The sequence below is a fragment of the Arthrobacter sp. 01T428 genome, from assembly GCF_056398685.1.
Genome location: NZ_JBFTPW010000017.1, coordinates 60,864 through 80,800 on the forward strand (window position 1 = coordinate 60,864; position 19,937 = coordinate 80,800).

General features: G+C 64.0%; 16 protein-coding genes. 10 read left to right on the forward strand and 6 right to left on the reverse strand.

Annotated elements, in window-relative coordinates:
- Nucleotides 1-12: 12 nt before the first annotated feature.
- From AC1DJB_RS17350 to AC1DJB_RS17370, 5 genes are read right to left on the reverse strand one after another with little or no spacing between them, the layout of a single operon-like run.
- Nucleotides 13-807: a PP2C family protein-serine/threonine phosphatase gene (locus tag AC1DJB_RS17350; protein ID WP_441433489.1), complete on the reverse strand. Its 795-nt coding sequence runs from the start codon at nt 805-807 to the stop codon at nt 13-15.
- Complete coding sequence (locus tag AC1DJB_RS17355) at nt 807-1,970, reverse strand: adenylate/guanylate cyclase domain-containing protein (RefSeq protein WP_059387890.1); 1,164 nt, start codon at nt 1,968-1,970, stop codon at nt 807-809. Before AC1DJB_RS17355 ends, AC1DJB_RS17350 begins: the two co-directional genes overlap by 1 nt.
- Complete coding sequence (locus AC1DJB_RS17360; RefSeq protein ID WP_441433490.1) at nt 1,960-2,595, reverse strand: PH domain-containing protein; 636 nt, start codon at nt 2,593-2,595, stop codon at nt 1,960-1,962. Before AC1DJB_RS17360 ends, AC1DJB_RS17355 begins: the two co-directional genes overlap by 11 nt.
- Nucleotides 2,588-3,496 (reverse strand): biotin--[acetyl-CoA-carboxylase] ligase, encoded by a 909-nt coding sequence (locus AC1DJB_RS17365; protein ID WP_059387892.1) that lies wholly within the window; start codon nt 3,494-3,496, stop codon nt 2,588-2,590. Before AC1DJB_RS17365 ends, AC1DJB_RS17360 begins: the two co-directional genes overlap by 8 nt.
- 47 nt (nt 3,497-3,543) lie before the next feature.
- The gene (locus AC1DJB_RS17370) at nt 3,544-4,443 is read right to left on the reverse strand and encodes an SDR family oxidoreductase (protein ID WP_284989781.1); all 900 of its coding nucleotides are present in this window, start codon (nt 4,441-4,443) and stop codon (nt 3,544-3,546) included.
- A gap of 211 nt (nt 4,444-4,654) precedes the next feature.
- On the opposite strand from AC1DJB_RS17370, the gene AC1DJB_RS17375 reads away from it, so the two are divergent.
- From AC1DJB_RS17375 to AC1DJB_RS17415, 9 genes are all read left to right on the forward strand, one after another.
- The gene (locus AC1DJB_RS17375; RefSeq protein ID WP_307052603.1) at nt 4,655-6,238 is read left to right on the forward strand and encodes an acyl-CoA carboxylase subunit beta; all 1,584 of its coding nucleotides are present in this window, start codon (nt 4,655-4,657) and stop codon (nt 6,236-6,238) included.
- Nucleotides 6,235-6,486 (forward strand): acyl-CoA carboxylase subunit epsilon, encoded by a 252-nt coding sequence (locus AC1DJB_RS17380; protein ID WP_059387894.1) that lies wholly within the window; start codon nt 6,235-6,237, stop codon nt 6,484-6,486. The genes AC1DJB_RS17375 and AC1DJB_RS17380 overlap by 4 nt, the downstream gene beginning before the upstream one ends.
- A gap of 255 nt (nt 6,487-6,741) precedes the next feature.
- On the forward strand, nt 6,742-8,427 hold the full coding sequence (locus AC1DJB_RS17385; protein ID WP_441433492.1) for a DUF885 domain-containing protein: 1,686 nt from the start codon (nt 6,742-6,744) through the stop codon (nt 8,425-8,427).
- A 230-nt stretch (nt 8,428-8,657) separates the two neighbouring features.
- Nucleotides 8,658-10,070: a dicarboxylate/amino acid:cation symporter gene (locus tag AC1DJB_RS17390; RefSeq protein ID WP_441433493.1), complete on the forward strand. Its 1,413-nt coding sequence runs from the start codon at nt 8,658-8,660 to the stop codon at nt 10,068-10,070.
- Between the two features lie 99 nt (nt 10,071-10,169).
- Nucleotides 10,170-10,622 (forward strand): YbjQ family protein, encoded by a 453-nt coding sequence (locus AC1DJB_RS17395; protein WP_441433494.1) that lies wholly within the window; start codon nt 10,170-10,172, stop codon nt 10,620-10,622.
- A gap of 37 nt (nt 10,623-10,659) precedes the next feature.
- Entirely contained in the window at nt 10,660-11,346 is a 687-nt protein-coding gene (locus tag AC1DJB_RS17400) for a TetR/AcrR family transcriptional regulator (RefSeq protein WP_476910598.1), read from the forward strand.
- A 26-nt stretch (nt 11,347-11,372) separates the two neighbouring features.
- Entirely contained in the window at nt 11,373-13,895 is a 2,523-nt protein-coding gene (locus tag AC1DJB_RS17405; RefSeq protein ID WP_441437992.1) for an MMPL family transporter, read from the forward strand.
- Between the two features lie 170 nt (nt 13,896-14,065).
- On the forward strand, nt 14,066-14,740 hold the full coding sequence (locus AC1DJB_RS17410; protein ID WP_059387898.1) for a Maf family protein: 675 nt from the start codon (nt 14,066-14,068) through the stop codon (nt 14,738-14,740).
- A gap of 149 nt (nt 14,741-14,889) precedes the next feature.
- Nucleotides 14,890-16,698, forward strand: a complete 1,809-nt coding sequence (locus tag AC1DJB_RS17415) for an acetyl/propionyl/methylcrotonyl-CoA carboxylase subunit alpha (RefSeq protein ID WP_284989788.1) — start codon at nt 14,890-14,892, stop codon at nt 16,696-16,698.
- A 131-nt stretch (nt 16,699-16,829) separates the two neighbouring features.
- Here the strand turns inward: AC1DJB_RS17415 and AC1DJB_RS17420 are convergent, their stop codons facing one another.
- The gene (locus AC1DJB_RS17420) at nt 16,830-18,239 is read right to left on the reverse strand and encodes an MFS transporter (RefSeq protein ID WP_441433497.1); all 1,410 of its coding nucleotides are present in this window, start codon (nt 18,237-18,239) and stop codon (nt 16,830-16,832) included.
- Between the two features lie 290 nt (nt 18,240-18,529).
- Here AC1DJB_RS17420 and AC1DJB_RS17425 point away from each other — a divergent pair, with 290 nt between their 5' ends.
- Nucleotides 18,530-19,936: an MFS transporter gene (locus AC1DJB_RS17425; RefSeq protein WP_370872196.1), complete on the forward strand. Its 1,407-nt coding sequence runs from the start codon at nt 18,530-18,532 to the stop codon at nt 19,934-19,936.
- Nucleotide 19,937: the final 1 nt, after the last annotated feature.

The window sequence follows — 19,937 nt, forward strand, 5'->3', positions numbered from 1 at the left end:
CTGCAAAGGCCATCAGGAAGAGCCGGTGCCGGTCCTTGCGGCGTCGTTCAACTCGATCCTGGCATCAACCACAATCGCGGTCACATTGTCCCGCCCGCCACTCAGCAACGCCTCGTGGATGAGGGCATCCACCGCGTCCTGGGGCTTCTCAACCGTGCTCAAGATCCGGAACATGTGCTCGTCGCCCAGCTCCCCGGTGAGTCCGTCCGAGCAGATCAGCATCCGATCCCCGTCCTGGATGGGCAGCAACCAGAAGTCCGCTTCGTTTTCGCCCCCTGTGCCGAGGGCGCGGGTCACCACATTGCGGCGCGGATGCACCGTGGCTTCTTCCCGCGTGATGCTTCCGGCCTCCACGAGTTCCTGGACTTCCGAATGGTCCACGCTGATCTGCCTGAATTCGCCCCCGTTCACCCGATACGTCCGTGAATCGCCGATGTTCATGACCAGCCAATACGGGACGCCCATATGCTCGGCGACGACGACGCCGGTGAGCGTTGTTCCAGCGCGGCCACCCGTGGCATTCCGGATCTGGGAGTCGGCAGCCAGGATGCACCTTTGCAGGGCAACGGCAGTTGCCGAGCGGACTCCCGGCGCCAATTGCGGCATGCTGCCGAGGGTACGCACGCACAACGCGCTGGCAATCTCGCCTGCCTCATGCCCGCCCATGCCGTCAGCCACCGCGAAGACCGGATCCTTTGCGATGAGCGAGTCTTCGTTGAGTTCCCGGCTGAGTCCACGGTCCGTCCCGAAGCCATAGCTCAACGTGAATCCCGGCTCAGGGGCGGTTGCTGCGGACGGTGAATTCATCAGTCGAGGACCAGTCCCTTGCCAAGTCCGCGGGCAAGCCGGACGGGAAGGATTTCCCCGAAACCACGAACGTTTTCGGCCGTCTGCGGAACCAGGATGAAACGTTCGTCCTGGCCCAGCGCTGCCGCCGTCATCTCGTCCACGAGGACCGTGCCAGGTTCAGCCAAGGCCGTGAGGCGGGCCGCCAGGTTGACGGTGGGGCCGTAAATATCGCCGAGACGGGAAAGGATCCGTCCCCAGACCATGGCCACGCGGGCTTCCGGGAGGATTTCGTCTTCGGTGAAGGCCTGGGCAAGCGCCAAGGAGATCTCGGCACCAGCGGCCGGCGTCTCGGCGATGTAGAGGACTTCGTCGCCGACGGTCTTGACCAGGCGCCCCCCGCCGATGGAGATGATCTCCGCGCACTTGTTCTCGAAGCGCTGGACCAACTGGGCCAGGGTTTTCTCGTTCATGCGGCGTGACAGGCTCGTGTAGGAGACGAGGTCGGCAAAACCTACGGCGCGCGCCAAAGGCAAAGGAGCGTCGTCTTCATCTCCTTCGCGGCCTGCTTCGCTCGCCTGCAAACCTGCCTCTGCACGGACGGCCAGGCGCTGCACACCGGCGTTCATCTGGCGTCGCCATGAGTACAGCAGGATCTCTTCCATGGCGTCCACAAGGTTGGGCAGTTCATTGACCAGCTGCTTGCGGGCAACGGCATCGGGGATGCCTTGCTGCACCACCATGTCTTCAATCAGCGCCTCGACTTGCCACACCACCATACGGTCGGTCATCTGACCGATGGCGCGCGTCACGGAGATGGCAGCTTCCTCGGTGAGCTTTCCGGCGCGGACCAGGTCGAGGATGGTGGAAAGCGCCGCGAGGTCGCGCTCGGTGAACGCTACATCCTGGTCACCGAAATTCGGGAATCCCAGCGCCCGCCACAGCTTGCGGGCTGACAACAGCGAGACGCCTGCTCCGGCCGCGACTTCGCGCCGCCGGAGTTTGCGTTCGCCGCCCAAGAGCCGCGTTTCCAGCGCTTTAATGGCAAGCCGTTCTGCTGACAATGCGCCGGTGGGCGGGGACACCACGGGGAGGACCCCCGTAGGTGCTTGGTCCACGGAAGGTTCGGGCACGGCGTCGGGCTCGTGGTCCATGTACTCAGGCTCCTGCTCGTCAACGCTCATCTCTTCCACCTTCTCTCACATCCCAGGGCAACGCGGCACCAGAGTAGTCAACTGGTCCAACAAAACCGTCAAAGTCGCCATGCTCCGGTACGGCGCCCGGGCCGAACCCGAGATTTGTCGGAAGCTCGGCCATGGCATCCAGGATGAAACTTCGAAACTTGCCGACCTCCGGAACATCCGCGAGAACGGCCTCGCCGGGGTGCCCGGTATCCAAGGATATATTCCCGGAGCGCAATATCCGTTGGAGCAGCGATTGTTTGATCCCCACGCTGCGCACCGCGGCCAGCGGGACCTGCCAGTCTCCCCGGCGAAGCATTCCGAAACGGGCAACTATCCGGCCGCTTGTCAGGATGTACCGTACGCCGCGCCAGCGGATGAATCGCGGAAGGCTGTAGCCAAGCAGCACGATCGCCACGATGGCCAGGCATGCGGCCACCAACCACTGGGTCCAATCACTCGTGATGACCGGAAGCAACTTACCGGGTCCGCCCTTGACTATCCATGCACAGGCGAAGGCCGCCGCGGCGGGGACCAAGATGAACGCCAGGACGGGACCGAAAAGCGCCCTGGGCTGCTGCCGCGTAATCACGATGACTTGCTCCCCGCGCAGGAGCTCTTTACGCATAACCGCTTTCGGTAGCCCTCAGATGGACGACGTCGCCGGCGGTCACAACGTGCTCGCGGCCACCATGGTCCACCACCAAAAGGGAACCATATTCATCCAGCCTGGACGCATGCCCCACCAATTCGTGGTCGCCGGGCAAATGCGCCTTCACTTCGCGTCCCAAGGTGACCATGACAGCTTCCACCCGTTTGTGCAGGGAAGATCCGCCGGCCAATCCCGCCGTGGGGTCGCCGTCGGCATTGCAGAAACTGCGGTAGAGCGCCGCGAAGCGTGACAGGTAGTTCCGCAGAAGCACGGTGCGGTCCGTGGTCGTGGCACCCTCGAGCACAAGGGACGTCGCTGTCGGGACAGGCAACTCATCTTCGCTGAGCGTCACGTTGAGGCCGGTGCCCAGGATCACGGCCGGAACGGATCCATCCCCCATCGGTCCCATCTGGGCCAGGATCCCGGCGATCTTCTTGCCTCGGACCAGGACATCGTTGGGCCACTTGATCTCGGCGGGCAGGCCGGCGGTTTCGAGGAGGGTCTCGCGCAAGGCCAGCGCGCCCAGGAGGGACAGCCAGGAATAGCTCTGGGTGGGAACGGGGAGGCCTTGGGAATTCACGGGACGCAGGACGATCGAAACGGAAATCGCCGAACGTTCGGGAGACTCCCAGTGACGGTCGAGCCGGCCCCGGGCCGCCGTCTGGTGCTCGGCGGTAAGGACCGCGAGGTCTGCCCATTCCTTAGGCTCAATGGTCACGGCGCGCAGCAGATCGGCGTTCGTGGAGCCTGTGGTCTCCACGATCTTCAATTGCGAAATACCGGCGGCCGCGAGGAAGTCGGGGTGAAGCAGGGCATCGCGGTCCAGGCCCAAGCGCGGGGCACGTGGTTCGCTGCTGGCAGGCTGTTCGACGTCCATAGACAGAATCCTATCCAGCCAGGCCGGTCCGGGAAGAAGTTGTCCGCTTAGAGGAAGATATCCGGTACCAGCTTCTCCTCCGGGGCACCCAGACTGTAGGGCCTGAAGTCGGATACTCCGGTAGCCCTCAACACCTGTTCGTCCGTATAGAAGTTGCCTGTATTGCTTGCTGAAGCGCCTGAGTCTGCGGACAGGTTCGCCCCGGTCAGGACAGCGTGGGCCGCATCGGCCATGATTTCCGGGCCCCTGGCCGCTTGGACGATCTGTGCCCCGCCGGGCATATTCCGAATGGCGGCAGTGTCGATCAGCGTGCAGGGCCACAGCGAGTTGACCGACACGCCGTCGTTCTTGAGTTCTTCGGCCAGGCCCAGCGTGGTGAGGCTCATACCGTACTTGGCCATGGTGTAGGCCAGATGCATGCCTGCCCACTTCGGGTCAAGGTTCAGCGGCGGCGAGAGCGTCAGGATGTGGGCGTTGTTCGATGTCCGCAGGGCCGGAAGCGCGAGCTTGGACAGCAGGAAGGTGCCTCGGACGTTGATGTCCTGCATGAGGTCATAGCGTTTCATGTCAATTGCGTCAGTGCGGGAGAGGTCTATCGCCGAGGCGTTGTTGACCACGACGTCGATTCCGCCAAAGTGTTCGACGGCGGCGGCAACCGCCGCGGCAACGTCGCCGTCGTTGCGGACATCACCCACCAGCGGCAGCGCTTGGCCGCCCGCCGCTTCCAGTTGTTCGGCGGCCGTGAAGACCGTTCCTTCAAGCTTGGGGTGTGGCTCCCCGGTCTTGGCCATGATGACGATGTTGGCGCCGTCACGTGCCGCGCGGGTAGCGATTGCCAGGCCGATGCCGCGGCTGCCGCCGGACATCAGAATGGTGCGGCCCTTCAGTGATCCACGTGCCTGGTAGGGAAGGGCAGGGCTTGCAGAAGCATCGTTGCTTGAGGTCATGAGGACACTGTAGCCCAACTATGTTACTGGCGAGTAACATCACTCGATGCTCGACTTGAAGTCGGAAAATTGTAGGGTTTCTACAGCGGTCTGTGGCTTTTGCGTCATTAGACTAGCCAACAGGGCCCGCACTTTGTACGGATGCTACTTAAGAGCGCATGCCTAACAAAGCAGTGCCAGCGTAAATCAGCTACAGAGCCGGAGACATTTGATGAGCCACGATCTGACAACGACAGCGGGAAAGATTGCCGACTTCCGCGACCGCCAGGCCCGTGCAGAACAACCGTCCGGCCCCGAAGCCATCGAAAAGCAACATGCCCGCGGCAAGAACACCGCCCGCGAACGCATCGACATGCTCCTCGATGAAGACTCCTTCGTAGAGTTCGACGCTTTGGCCGTCCACCGCTCCACCGCGTTCGGCATGGAGAAGAAGAAGCCCCTCGGCGACGGCGTCGTCTCGGGCTACGGCACCGTCGACGGCCGCCTCGTAGCCATCTACAGCCAGGAATTCAGCGTCTACGGTGGCTCCCTGAGCCAAGTCAACGGCGAGAAGATCGTCAAGGTCCAGGAATTCGCCCTCCGCAACGGTTGCCCGATGGTGGGCATCAACGACGGCGGCGGCGCGCGTATCCAGGAAGGCGTCGCCTCGCTGGCGATGTTCGCTGACATCTTCCGCAACAACGTCCATTCTTCCGGCGTCGTCCCGCAGATTTCCCTCATCATGGGCCCGTGCGCCGGCGGGGCGGCCTACTCCCCCGCCCTCACCGACTACATCGTGATGGTGGACAAGACCTCCCACATGTTCATCACCGGCCCCGACGTCATCAAGACCGTCACCGGCGAAGACGTGGACATGGAAACCCTTGGCGGCGCACGCCAGCACAACGCCACCACCGGTACTGCAACATACCTCGCCAATGACGAAGCCGACGCGATCGAGTTCGTCCGCGAACTCCTGGACTTCCTGCCGTCCAACAACCTGTCCGAGGCGCCCGTCCTGGAGCACGAGCAGGAACTGGAGCTCGACGACGACGACCTCGCCCTCGACACGCTCATCCCGGACTCGGCCAACCAGCCGTACGACATGCGCAAGGTCATCGAGCAGATCGTGGATGACGCCCATTTCCTCGAAATGCAGTCGCTCTACGCCCCCAACGTGATCATCGGCTACGGCCGGGTTGAAGGCCACACGGTCGGGATCGTGGCCAACCAGCCCATGCAGTTCGCGGGCACGCTGGACATCTCGGCTTCGGAAAAGGCCGCCCGCTTTGTCCGCCACTGCGACGCCTTCAACGTCCCCATCATCACCTTGGTGGACGTCCCCGGCTTCCTGCCCGGCAAGGACCAGGAATTCCAAGGCATCATCCGCCGCGGAGCCAAGCTGCTTTACGCCTACGCCGAAGCCACCGTGCCCAAGCTGACGGTCATCACGCGCAAGGCCTACGGCGGAGCGTACATCGTCATGGGTTCCAAGAAGCTCGGCGCGGACCTCAACCTGGCCTGGCCCACGGCGCAAATCGGCGTCATGGGCGCCCAAGGTGCCGTCAACATCCTGTACCGCCGCGATCTTGCCGCGGTCGCCGAGGCCGGTGGCGACGTCGAAGCCAAGCGCGCCGAGATCATCCGCCAGTACGAGGAAGAACTCCTCAACCCCTACCAGGCGGCCGAGCTCGGCTACGTCGACGCCGTCATCGCGCCGTCGGAGACCCGCCTGCAGATCATCAAGGGCCTCCGCGCCCTCCGCGACAAGCGGGCCAGCCTGCCCACCAAGAAGCACGGAAACATCCCCCTGTGAGCGTCGAACAGAACCCAGGCTCCGGGCCCGGTTCCACGGACGCGGTGCCCGCCGAGCCCTTGCTTTCGGTGGTCAAGGGAGACCCGACGCCGGAAGAGCTCGCGGCGCTTGCCGCCGTCGTCGCCTCCCTTGGAGCGTCCGAGGAAGCCGAAGCTCCAAAACCGAGCACGCGGCACTGGCTGCGCCGGCAGCAACTGCGCATGGATCCCACACCGGGTCCAGGCGCCTGGAAGCGCAGCCGGGGCTGAGTTTTGTGGTCACCCAACTGTCCCCACCGCCACCCTCGCCTCGCAAGTCCCCACCGGCTCCCAGCCTTCGCAAGCTCAGGCCGGGGCCCTCGCCGGTGTGGCCCCACGGCCAGGGAACCCTGGCGGCGTGGGCCCACGCATTTAATGCCGTTTTGAAGGCCCAGAACGACATTAAATGCGAGCAAGTTGGGTTGGCGGCTGGATCTTCTGCAACAACCCTTTCATAAGGCGCCTGGACGCGGTTAGGCTCTTGGGGTGACTACTCCTAACACCGCTCCGGCACGCCTCCAGACTGCCATCGACGCGGTCGCCGATGCCTACACGGACACCCTTCTTGCCCTCAACCCGAGCCTCGCCACCACCCTCGGCCTGCCCGGACACGAAACCGAATACCAGGATTTCTCGCCCTCAGGCGCCGCGGCCTTCGCCAAGGCAGCACGGGACACCCTCGACGAGCTCGCCACCCTCGAACCCACGGACGCCTCCGACGTCGTCACGCTGGACGCGATGCGGGAACGGCTCGGCCTGGCGATTGAGATCCACGAGTCCGGCTGGGACGCCGCGGACCTGAACAATATCGAGTCCCCGGCCCAAACCATCCGCGCGATCTTCGACCTCATGCCCACCGACACGGCCGAACACTGGGAGCACATCGCCGGCCGCGCGGCCAACGTCGCAGACGCGATAGACGGGTACATCGTTTCCCTTCGCTCGGCGAAGGACGCAGGGAAAGTCTCCGCGGTCCGCCAAGTCAAGATCGTCATCGAACAGACCAGCAAATACGCGGCCGAAGACGGCTTCTTCGCCAAGCTCGCCGCCGAAGCCACCATCGACGGCCAGCCGCTGCCGGCGGAACTGCAGGAAAAGCTCGACGCCGGTGCCGCCGTCGCGCGCTCCGCTTACTTGCGTCTTGCCGCCTTCCTCGAAGCGGAACTTCTGCCCTTTGCTCCCGAAAAGGACGCCGTGGGCCGCGAACGCTACGCACTGGCCTCACGCTTGTTCCTTGGCGCAACCGTGGACCTCGAGGAAACATACGCCTGGGGCGTGCAGGAACTCGAGCGGCTCATTGCCGAACAGGAACAGGTGGCCGAGCAAATCAAGCCCAGCGCGTCCATCGAGGAAGCCAAAGCCATCCTCGACAACGATCCCGCACGGCAAATCAAGGGCACCGACGCCCTCAAAGCCTGGATGCAGGAACTCTCAGACCGGGCAGTGTCCGAATTGGCCGACGTCCACTTCGACATCCCGGACATCATGAAGACGCTCGAATGCCGCATCGCCCCCACGGACGAAGGCGGCATCTACTACACGGGCCCTTCGGACGACTTCTCCCGGCCAGGCCGCATGTGGTGGTCCGTCCCCGCCGGCGAAGACACCTTCACCACCTGGGCCGAAACCACCACAGTGTTCCACGAAGGCGTCCCCGGCCACCACCTCCAGGTGGCCACCGCCGTCTACCGCCGCGAGCTCCTCAACAACTGGCGGCGGAACGTCTGCTGGGTGTCCGGGCACGGCGAAGGCTGGGCACTCTATGCAGAAAAGCTCATGCTCGAGCTCGGCTACCTCAAGGACCCGGGCGACCACATGGGCATGCTGGACATGCAGCGCATGCGCGCGGCCCGCGTGGTGTTCGATATCGGCGTCCACCTCGAGCTGGAAGTTCCGGAACGCTGGGGCAGCGGCACCTGGACCTCGGAGAAGGGCTTCGAATTCCTCAAGGCCAACCTCCCCATCAGCGCGGGCCAGCTCCAGTTCGAATTCACCCGCTACCTCGGATGGCCGGGGCAGGCTCCGTCGTACAAGGTGGGGCAACGGCTGTGGGAAGAAATCCGGGCTGAACTCGAACGCCGCGCCGGATTCGACTTGAAGTCCTTCCACACGGATGCCCTGAACATCGGCTCTGTCGGCCTGGATACGCTTCGCCGGGCGCTGCTGGGGTGACCCAACTGACTCGCATTTGTTGTCGTTTTGGAGGCTCATAACGACAACAAATGCGAGTCAGATGGGCTGAGACGTACGAGACATTCCCCACATTCCGTTCGGGAATAACTTCATAATTGGGTGGATTGGCGGCGAATTCTTGGGCCTTTTTGGTAGAGGGTCGAATGTGAGACCGTAACATTTCTCAACGTCGGGTCGCGGTGGTATTTTCCGGGGCCTAGTTTGTTTCGGTGAGCAATTCATCCAACACTTTGACTTCCGCCGGAAAGACTTCGTCCCGGCTTCCCCAGTGGGCAACGTCCTTCGGCGTCCAGATCATCGCGGCCCTCGTGATCGGCCTGGCCCTTGGCCTCCTGGCCAAAGCCACCGGCAGCACCACGAAAGCTCCCAACGGGCTTGGCGCCACGCTGCAGACCATCGGCTCGAGCTACGTCTCGCTGCTGCAGACCGCCGTCGTGCCCTTGATCTTCACAGCCGTGGTGAGCTCCATCGCGAACCTGCGCCAAGTGTCCAATGCCGCGAAATTGGCGTGGAACACCCTGCTCTGGTTCGCCATCACGTCACTCATCGCCGTGACGATCGGCATCGGACTTGGAGTGCTCTTGCAGCCAGGCTCCGGCACCGGCATCACCAAGAAGGCCGAGTACGCCGGAAAGACCGGCGACTGGTGGGCGTTCCTGACAGGTCTTTTCCCCAAGAACTTCCTGGGCCTGGGAGCGAGCACCACCGTCACGGACGGCGTCGCCAGCACGTCGATCACCTTCAACGTGCTGCAGATCCTGGTGATCGCCATCGCCGTCGGCGTCGCAGCCCTCAAGGTGGGCAAGCAGGCCGAACCGTTCCTGAACCTCAACGCTTCCGCCCTGGCCGTCATCCAGAAGGTCCTCTGGTGGATCATCCGCATTGCCCCGCTGGGCACCATCGGCCTGATCGGCAACGCAGTGGCCGTCTACGGGTGGGACACCATCGGTGCGCTCGGCAAGTTCACGGTGGCCATCTACGCGGGCCTCGCCCTGGTGCTGTTCGTCGTCTACCCCATCCTGGTCAAGACCCATGGACTGTCCGTCAAGCAGTACTTCTCGGGCGTGTGGCCCGCCGTGCAGTTGGCATTCGTCTCGCGTTCCTCGATCGGCACGCTGCCGCTCACGCAGCGCGTCACCGAACGCAACCTGGGCGTCCCCCAGGGTTACGCGTCCTTCGCCGTGCCACTCGGCGCCACCACCAAGATGGACGGTTGCGCCGCCATCTACCCGGCCGTCGCCGCGATCTTCGTTGCCCAGTTCTTCGGCATCAACCTGGACTTCAGCCAGTACTTGCTGATCGTGGTGGTTTCCGTCCTTGGTTCCGCGGCAACGGCAGGCACCACGGGCGCCGTCGTCATGCTCACGCTGACACTTTCCACGCTGGGACTGCCGCTCGCCGGCGTCGGACTCCTCCTGGCGATCGACCCCATCCTGGACATGGGCCGCACGGCCGTCAACGTGGCAGGACAGGCGCTGGTTCCGGCCATCGTCGCCAAGCGGCAGGGAATCCTGGACGAATCGCTCTACAACGCGCCCCGCAAGGGAACGGCATTCGCGGCCGAGGGTGAGTTCCCGGAGGCATCCGAGGAGACCCGCGAGCTCGCTGGCGCCAAGGCCTAGCGACGGCACACCGTCGCGCGGACAAATCCCCGGGAACCAGTTCAAAATGCCCCGGGGATTTGTCCTTTTAACGGGGTTGATTCTGGATAGGCTCTGTCCATGCTCATAGTCACCTCAAACAAGATTCCGGGCCACAAGATCGACGCCGTCTTCGGCGAAGTCATGGGCCTCACCGTCCGCTCACGGGATATCGGCGCCCAGGTAATGGCCGGCTTCCGTTCCCTCGGCGGCGGCGAGCTGCCCGAAATGACCAAGGCGCTCTATGAGAGCCGCCAGGAAGTCATGGCCCGCATGGTCAACGAGGCACAGCAGCGCGGTGCCAACGCAATCGTCGCCATGCGCTTCGACACGTCCGAGATGGGCGGCAACTGGACCGAAGTGTGCGCCTACGGGACTGCCGTTTTCGCCATTCCCCTGGCCGAAGGCGAGCCAGGCGCCACAGGCCAGTCGATCTACCTCACCAGCGCGGCAGCCCAACAGCCCACCCAGCAATCCACGCAGACCGCGACGTCGGCCGCGCCCCAGGAACACGAGATCCCACCGGAGACTTAACTTGCCCTGAGTGCAAAGTTGCACTTAGTGTAACTATGTGACGCCTTCCGATACTATCGCCCTCCCGTCGCGCCGCGAACAGAACAAACTGGCCACCCGCCAAGCGATCGCCGACGCGGCCCTCGCCGTGTTGCGCAGCAAGGGGGCCGGCAATTTCACCGTGGAAGACATCGCGGAAGAAGCCGGCGTATCCCGGCGCACCTTCTTCAACTACTTCCCCAGCCTCGAAGCAGCCTTGGCGTCCGTGACCAAAGGCTTCCTGGACCATGCCTTGGAACAGTTCCGATTGCGCCCTTCGGACGAACCCATCCTCGATTCCGCCCGGGCCGCCCTCACGGCGCTGGCTGACCCTATGACGGTTTCCCCCATGGCCGAACTCTTCAGCCTCACCCACGACAACCGTGCCTTGGTGCGTTCCGAACTGGAAGCCTGGGACCACTGCACCACTCAGATCATCGACGCTGCCCGTCGTCGCGTCGGCCCGGATGTCAACGAGCTATATCTGCGGGCTCTGGCCGGGTCCATCATTTCCTGCGGCAAGGCAGCCATGAGCGTCTGGTTCGAACAACACGGCCCGGATCTATCCGCTGAATCCCTCGCGAGCTTGCGGCAGCACTTGATCGACGCTATTTGCCTGCTCGGTTCAGGCTTCAAGGCACCCGCCCCTCAAACCCCGTCGGCGCACAGCCCTCAGCCCGCGGCAGACTCCCAACACTCGGCATAACCACACACCGACAGATCGGTTCCGATATGGCACTCCTGCTCTACCGCCTTGGCAAGTTCTCCTACCGTCACCGCTGGCTGGTGATCTCCCTCTGGCTGGCTGTGCTCGTGGCCGTCGGCGGCTCTGCCGCTGCCTTCCACGGCACCATGTCCAACAATTTCCAGATCCCCGGCACTGAGACCCAGCAGATGCTGGACAAACTCAAGAAGGACCTTCCTGCCTCCTCGGGCGGTTCCGCGGGGATCGTCTTCGAAGCCGGCGACGCCGGCTTCAACCAAGCCGGCAAGGACGCCATTGCGTCGGCCCTCGCCCGGCTGGAAAAGCTGCCGGATGTGCAGTCCACGGTCAACCCGTTCACGACCCAAGCCACCTTGGACAAGGCACCGTCCGATCTTGCTGCCGGGGAACAGAAAGCTGCCGCCGGGCAGGCTGAGCTGGACAAGGCGCGGGCCACGCTCGACGCAGGCGATGCCCAACTCAAGGCCGCCGAGCAGCAAATGACCGCCGTCGGTATGCCCGCGGCGCAGGTCCAGGCCCAACTTGCCCCTCAAAAGGCCGAACTCCTGGCCGGACGCCAGAAGCTCGATGCCGGCCAGAAGCAAGCCGCCGACGGCGCCGCTACCCTCGCCCTGGCCAAACGCCAAGTGACCGCTTCCCAAGGGATGCGCTTTGTCTCCACGGACGGTAAAGCGGCGATCGCACAGGTCCAGTTCAAGACCTCGATCAATGGCCTGACCCCCGCCGTCCGGCAGCAAGTCCAGGACATTGTCCATGGGGTCTCCTCGGCAGGCGTCACAGCCTTGGCCAGCAAGGAAATCACCGAGGACGTCTCCCAATTGTTCGGTGTCTCCGAAATCATCGGTATCGCCGTCGCGGCCATTGCCCTGATTGTGATGCTGGGAACGCTCGTCGCCGCCGGCCTTCCCCTGCTGATGGCGATCATCGGCGTGGCGGTGGGCGTCGGCGGTACCTTTGCCCTCACCGGCGTCATTGACATGAGTTCCATCTCCCCGATGCTCGCGCTCATGCTGGGACTCGCCGTCGGGATCGACTACTCGCTCTTCATCGTCAACCGCCACCGCGGGCAATTGCTTTCGGGGATGGACGCCGAGGAATCAGTGGCCCTCGCGACCGGCACTTCAGGCAACGCCGTCCTTTTCGCCGGCCTCACTGTCGTCATCGCGCTTGCGGCACTGGTGGTTCCCGGGCTGCCATTCCTTGCGGTCATGGGTCTGTCGGCCGCCGCGACGGTGGCAGTCGCCGTCGTCGTCTCCCTCACTCTGACTCCGGCAGTCCTCTCGCTGGTGGGCCGCAAACTGATCTCTAAGCGGGCCTGGGCCAAGGCAGAGCGGCACAACGCCGAGCCTGACCACGCCTCGGCGGACCGCGCGGCGGACCAGCAGCGAAGCAGCCGTGGTTGGGGCGGGCTTGTGACCCGGCATCCGGTGGTCTCGCTGCTTGCCGGCGTCGTGCTGCTCGGGGTGCTGGCCCTCCCGGCCTCCCAGCTGCGCCTCGCTTTGCCCGACGGCGGTTCGGAGCCGGTCGATTCGCAAGCGTTCAAGGCGTACGACCTCACCCGGACCAGCTTCGGCGAGGGAATGACCGGTCCCATCGTGGTTGTCGGCACCTTCCCGGACGGGCTCAGCGACGATCAGGCCAAGACGAAGCAGTTCGACGTCGCGGACAAGCTGCGCAGTGTCGACAACGTCGTGGCGGCCGTTCCGGTAGCCCTCAGCCAGGATCACCGCACGGCCGTTTTCCAGGTCATCCCCAAGGACGGGCCCGCGAGCGCCAGCACCGTCCAGGTGGTCTCGGAACTGCGGGGCAAGGGTTCCGAAATCCAGCAGGCCACAGGCGCCACCATCGGATTGACGGGGCAGACGGCCGGCAACATCGACGTCTCCGCGAAGCTCGGTGCCGCCTTGCCGCCGTACTTGGCGATCGTCGTCGGGCTCTCGCTGGTCCTCCTGCTCCTGGTGTTCCGCTCGATCGTCGTCCCGCTGCTCGCCACCGGCGGTTTCCTGCTCTCGCTCGCGGCAGCGTTCGGCGCCGTGGTGGCCGTGTACCAGTGGGGCTGGCTGGGCACCGTGTTCGACGTGCCCAACCCCGGAGCCGTGCTGAGCTTCCTGCCGATCATCCTCATTGGTGTGCTGTTCGGCCTGGCCATGGACTACCAGGTGTTCATCACATCGGGCATGCGCGAATCGTTCATGCATGGCGAGAATGCGAAGCAAGCAGTCCGAAGCGGCTTCAGCCATGCCGCAGCTGTGGTCACGGCCGCCGCCATCATCATGGTCAGCGTGTTCGCCGGCTTCATCTTCAGCCACCTGACCATGGTCCGGCCGCTCGGTTTCGCGATGGCGTTCGGCGTGCTCGTCGATGCGTTCGTGGTGCGGATGACCATTGTTCCGGCCGTGATGTACCTGTTGGGCGAGAAAGCCTGGTGGCTGCCGCGGTGGCTGTCCCGGGTCCTGCCCGACGTCGACGTCGAGGGTGCAAACCTCCAGCGCACGACGGCGGCGGGCGGGGCCAAGGAGCTGGTCCACTAAGCGCCTGGTTGCCTATCAGCGGGCGTCGGTTCTGTGTCCAGAACCGACGCCCGCTCACCTTTAAGGCCCTTTCCCCAAACGCCCGCTCACCCAAGTGAGCGAGCGTCGGGCCAAACACCCGTATAGGTGAGCGAGCGTCCGAGGAAGGCGTCGCGTACTACGCTTGAGCCGTGACCCGATTGATCCTGGCTTCCCAGTCCCCCGCCCGCACCAAGCTCCTCACGGAGGCCGGCATCCACCACGAGGTACTCGTCTCGGACGTGGACGAGGACGCCGTGCAAGCCCGGTACGGCGTCACCGATGCGCATGACACCGCTCTCCTCCTCGCCCGCGCCAAGGCCGAGGCTGTCGCTTCCCTGCCCGACGCCGAGGGGGCCCTGGTGATCGGCTGCGATTCCGTGTTCGAGTTCGACGGCGAATCGCACGGTAAGCCGTACACAGTAGACATTGCCAAGGAACGAATGCTGCGCATGAGCGGCTCCAAGGGCGTCCTCCACACCGGGCACTGGCTCGTGGACTGCCGCGAAACCGCAGCGGACATGAACGACGGCGAGACGGCCGTCGGCACCGGAGCAACGGTCGGTGCGGTGTCCAGCGCAGAGGTCCACTTTGCGGAGATGAGCGAGAAGGACATCGACGCCTACATCGCAACCGGCGAGCCCCTGCACTGCGCCGGTTCCTTCACGATCGACGGCTTGGGCGGGGCCTTCATCCGCAAGGTCGACGGCGACCCGCACGCCGTCGTCGGGCTCTCCATCTCGACCCTCCGCGATCTGCTCGGGCAAGCGAACGTCGGGATCACCGAACTCTGGACCCACAACGGCTCCGAAGCGGGCAGCGAATAGCGGCGGTCCAGGTCGCCAGCGCGACGGCCAATTTCCAGCCTTTGTAGCAACCCTACAAAGACAGGCCGTCTCACACACGGAATCCCCCATCAATATGGGCGGAACCCTCAAAATCACGCTAGGCTCCCTGAAGGACAGAAGGAGTCAACTTGTCAGCTAATCCGGCGCAGCCCATTTCCAGCCCTCTCACCAAGGTCTTGATCGCCAACCGAGGCGAAATCGCGGTCCGCATTATCCGCGCAGCCCGGGACGAAGGCATCGCATCCGTGGCCGTCTACGCAGACCCCGATCGCGACGCCCTGCACGTCAGGCTGGCAGATGAGGCCTACGCACTGGGCGGCAACACCGCTGCCGAGTCGTACCTCGTGATGGACAAGTTGATCGACGTCGCCAAGCAGTCGGGTGCGGACGCCATCCACCCGGGCTATGGCTTCCTCGCAGAGAACGCCGAGTTTGCCGCCAAGGTCATCGACGCCGGCATCACCTGGATCGGCCCGTCCCCGGACGCCATCTCCGCATTGGGCGACAAGGTGCAGGCCCGCCACATCGCCGAAAAGGTCGGCGCTCCGCTGGTTCCCGGTACGGCCGACCCGGTCGAGTCCGCTGACGAGATCCTGGCCTTCGCCAAGGAGTTCGGGCTCCCGATCGCCATCAAAGCCGCCTACGGCGGCGGCGGACGCGGCATCAAGGTGGCCCGCACCATCGAGGAAATCCCCGAGCTTTTCGAGTCCGCAGTACGTGAAGCCATTGCCGCCTTCGGCCGCGGCGAGTGCTTCATCGAGCGCTTCCTGGATTCCCCCCGCCACGTCGAGACCCAGTGCCTCGCTGACGCCTACGGAAACGTCGTTGTGGTGTCCACTCGCGACTGCTCCCTCCAGCGCCGCAACCAGAAGCTTGTGGAAGAGGCCCCCGCGCCGTTCCTGAGCCCCGAGCAGAACGAGCGCCTCTACGAGTCCTCCAAGGCCATCCTGAAAGAGGCAGGCTACCTCGGCGCTGGAACGTGCGAATTCCTGGTGGGCCAGGACGGCATCATCTCATTCCTCGAAGTCAACACGCGTCTTCAGGTGGAGCACTGCGTTTCGGAGGAAGTCACAGGCCTCGACCTGGTCCGCGAGCAGTTCCGCATCGCCCGTGGCGAGAAACTCGGCTATGGCGATCCCGAGGTCCGCGGCCACTCCTTCGAATTCCGCATCACCGGCGAAGACCCGGGCCGCAACTTCATGCCCGCACCGGGAACCATCAGCACCCTGAAGAACCCGACAGGTCCGGGCATCCGCATCGATTCCGGCGTGGAGCAGGGCGACGTCATCAGCGGGAACTTCGACTCCATGCTGTCGAAGCTGATTGTCACCGGCGCTACCCGCGAACAGGCCCTCCAGCGTTCCCGCCGCGCCCTTGAGGAAATGGTGGTTGAAGGCATCCCCACCGTCATTCCTTTCGACCTCGCAGTGGTGACCGATCCCGCGTTCGCTCCGGCCGAAGGCCCGTTCAAGGTGCACACCCGCTGGATCGAGACCGAGTTCGTCAACAACGTCCCCGCGTGGACGCCTACCGGAACCGGAACAGAAGCCGCCGACGCCGGTGAGCGCCAGCGCGTCGTCGTCGAGGTTGGCGGCAAGCGGCTGGAAGTTGTCCTTCCGGCGACCCTCGGCTCGGTTTCCTCTGTCGCCAACGCGGGCACCAAGGGCGCCAAGGTCAAGAAGCGTTCCCGCTCTGCGGGCGCCACAGCCGCAGTCGCGGGCGGCAACGCCCTCACCTCGCCGATGCAGGGCACCATCGTCAAGGTGGCAGTAGCCGCCGGCGACGTGGTTGCAGAAGGCGATCTGATCGTGGTCCTCGAAGCCATGAAGATGGAACAGCCCCTCACCGCCCACAAAGCCGGCACCATTCATGGCTTGGTGGCAAAGGCAGGCGAGACCGTCTCCGCGGGCGCCGTCATCGCGACGATCGAAGACTAGTCCCCACTGCCCCCCTAGCCTCGCTTCGCTCGGCCAGGGAACCCGGGCAGCGTGGGCCCAATTAAAGAGCTCCGGCCCCGCACCATGGGTGCGGGGCCGGAGTCATTTAACCCGAGCCTGTTAATTCAAGCTCAAGCTACGTTGTTTTCGTAATCCGTGTCCCTGGTTTCCTTGGACAGGAACAGGGCCACGAGCGTCAGTACCGCCATGGCGCTGAGGTAGACACCCACCAGGACCGTGCTGCCCTTGGCCGACTCCCAGAGCCAGACCGCGATGAACGGAGCCACAGCCGCGCCGAGGATGCTGGACATGTTGTAACTGACGGCGGATCCGGTGTATCGGACGTTGGTCGGGAACAGTTCCGGAAGCAGCGCACCCATGGGGCCGAAGGTAAGGCCCATCAGCGAGAAGCCGATGATCAGCAACGCCATGGTGCCAACAAAGCCGCCACTGAACAACGGCACGAAGAGCAAGCCGAATACCAGGATTCCCGCGGTCACGGCCAGGAGCATCTTGCGGCGGCCATACTTTTCGGCCAGCGGACCGGCCACCAGGGTGAAAATGCCGAAGAAGACGACGCCGGCAATCAGCATCCAGAGGAAGTCGTTCCGGCTGAAACCCAGGCCTGGTACGAACGCCGCGGCAGCCGCGTCGGTCATGGGCTTTCCGGCCTTCACCGCAGCGGCTTGGGCGCCCACCAGGGTTGGTTTGGTGCCGTAGGTCAGGGTGAACGTGGTCATGAGGTAGAACAGCACGTACGTCGCAAGCATGATGAAGGTACCGAGGATCAGCGGGCGCCAACTCTTCTTGAACACGCGTCCGATGGGCAGCTTGGCCACTTCGTTGGACTCCAGCACCTTGGTGAATGCGGGAGTTTCAATGAGCTTGAGGCGCACGTAGAGGCCAAGGATCACCATGACGGCGCTGAGCAGGAACGGCACGCGCCAGCCCCAGGCGGCGAAGGCCTCGGGAGTCAAGGTGTAGCTGAAGACCAGGAAGATGATGTTGGCCAGGATGAAGCCGATCGGCGCACCCATCTGCGGGAATGTTCCATAGATGGCGCGTTTATTGGCCGGCGCGTTCTCTGTTGCGAGCAGCGCGGCGCCGCTCCACTCTCCCCCGAGGGCCAGGCCTTGGGCGAACCGCAGCACAACCAGCAATGTGGGAGCCAGGAAGGTCCAGCCCGGAACCTGTGCCGTGGGGAGGCAACCGATCAGGAACGTGGCAATACCCATGGTCAGGAGGGACGCAACCAGGGTTCCCTTGCGACCGAATTTGTCACCGAAGTGGCCGAAAACTATAGAGCCGAGCGGTCGGGCGACGAAGGCGACACCGAACACCGCGAAGGAGCTCAACAGCTGGGTGGTCTCGTCCGCCGTCGGGAAGAAGAGTTTAGGGAAGACGAGCACAGCTGCCGTGGCGTAAACGTAGAAATCGTAGAACTCGATGGACGTTCCGATGAGGCTGGCGAAGATCACCCGGCCCCGCGAGTTGACCGGCTTGACTGACTCGCTTTCCTTGGATTCAGCGATGGAAGACATGTAGTGGATGCTTTCGTTCACGCCGGCCCGGCGTCGCTGAGCCTGCCGGCAGATTATTGAGAGTTCAATAATAGTTCCCGGTATCCACCAAATGGACAATCAAGTCCAAGATGCGGACGCCCGGAAAAGTCTCACTCTGTGGTCCGCGCCACAACAACCTCACCATCGCCTCACGCAGTGGTGACCCCCTCCGATAGGTGAATGTCACAGCACGTTTACAAACCGCGACGGTCCGCGAAACGCGCCGTACCTAACGTGTAAGGACAACGTCCCCACAAAGGAGGCACTCCGTGACAGTTGACCGAAGCACCGAAATCCTCACCAACGAGCAGGCGCCCACCGCCCTCGTCCCCGAGCTTGAACACCGCCCTGGCCGCTGGATTGCCAACTGGGATGCAGAGAACAAGGAGCAGTGGGACGCCGTTGGCCGTTCCATCGCCAAGCGCAACCTGTACTGGTCCATCTTCGCCGAGTTCCTCGGCTTCGTCGTCTGGCAGCTCTGGTCGATCGTCGTCGTCCAGCTCCCGGCAGCAGGCTTCAAGTTCGACACCAACCAGATCTTCTGGCTCATCTCGATCCCCAGCCTGGTCGGTGCCACACTGCGCATCCCATACACCTTCATGGTCCCGAGGTTCGGCGGCCGCAACTGGACCATCGTCTCGGCCCTCCTGCTGCTGATCCCGACGGCGGGCCTCGCCCTCTGTGTCTCAAACCCCGGCACCCCCTTCGGCGTCATGCTGCTGGTTGCGGGCCTTGCAGGCTTCGGCGGCGGCAACTTCGCCAGCTCGATGGCAAACATCACCTTCTTCTACCCTGCCCGCGAAAAGGGCTGGGCGCTGGGCCTGAACGCTGCCGGCGGAAACCTTGGTGCCGCCGTCGCGCAGCTCATCGTTCCGATCGCCGTCACGCTCCTTGCCGCCGGTACGGTCAACCTCCCCATGGCCGGCCTCATCTGGATTCCGCTCATCCTCGTCGCCGCGTTCGGCGCCTGGAAGTACATGAACAACCTCACCAGCGCCAAGGGTGACGTCGCAGGCTCCATCGCCGCGCTCAAGGAACCGCACCTGTGGATCATGGCCTTCCTGTACATCGGTACCTTCGGCTCGTTCATCGGCTTCTCCGGAGTCTTCCCCAAGCTCATCAAGGACTACTTCCCGGCCTTCTCCTCCATGCACCTCGGCGCGGTTGTCCTCTCGCTCGCCTTCCTTGGCCCGCTGGTCGGTTCCCTCGCCCGCCCCTACGGTGGACGCATGGCTGACCGCATGGGCGGAGCCCGCATGACCGTCACGGCGTTCGCAGCGATGGCCGTCATCACCTTGACCATGATCTGGACCCTTCCGCTCAAGAACTTCTGGCTCTTCCTGGTCCTGTTCCTGTTCCTCTTCACGGCGAGCGGCTTCGGAAACGGCGCGACGTACCGCATGATTCCGGTCATCTTCGCCACCTCCAGCCGCGCAGCTCGCTCCGGTGCGAGCGCCGCCAGCACGGCACGCCTTGCGTCTTCCTCGCTCGGCCTGATCTCGGCGATCGGCGCCTACGGCGGATTCGTCATCCCCCAGGTACTCAATGCATCCAGCGCTTCCGGCTCCTACACCCCCGCGTTCTATGGCTTCGTCGGCGCCTACGTGCTGATGCTCATCGTTTGCTGGGTCTGCTACCTCCGGAAGGCCAACCGTACCGCGATGGGACACATCTAAT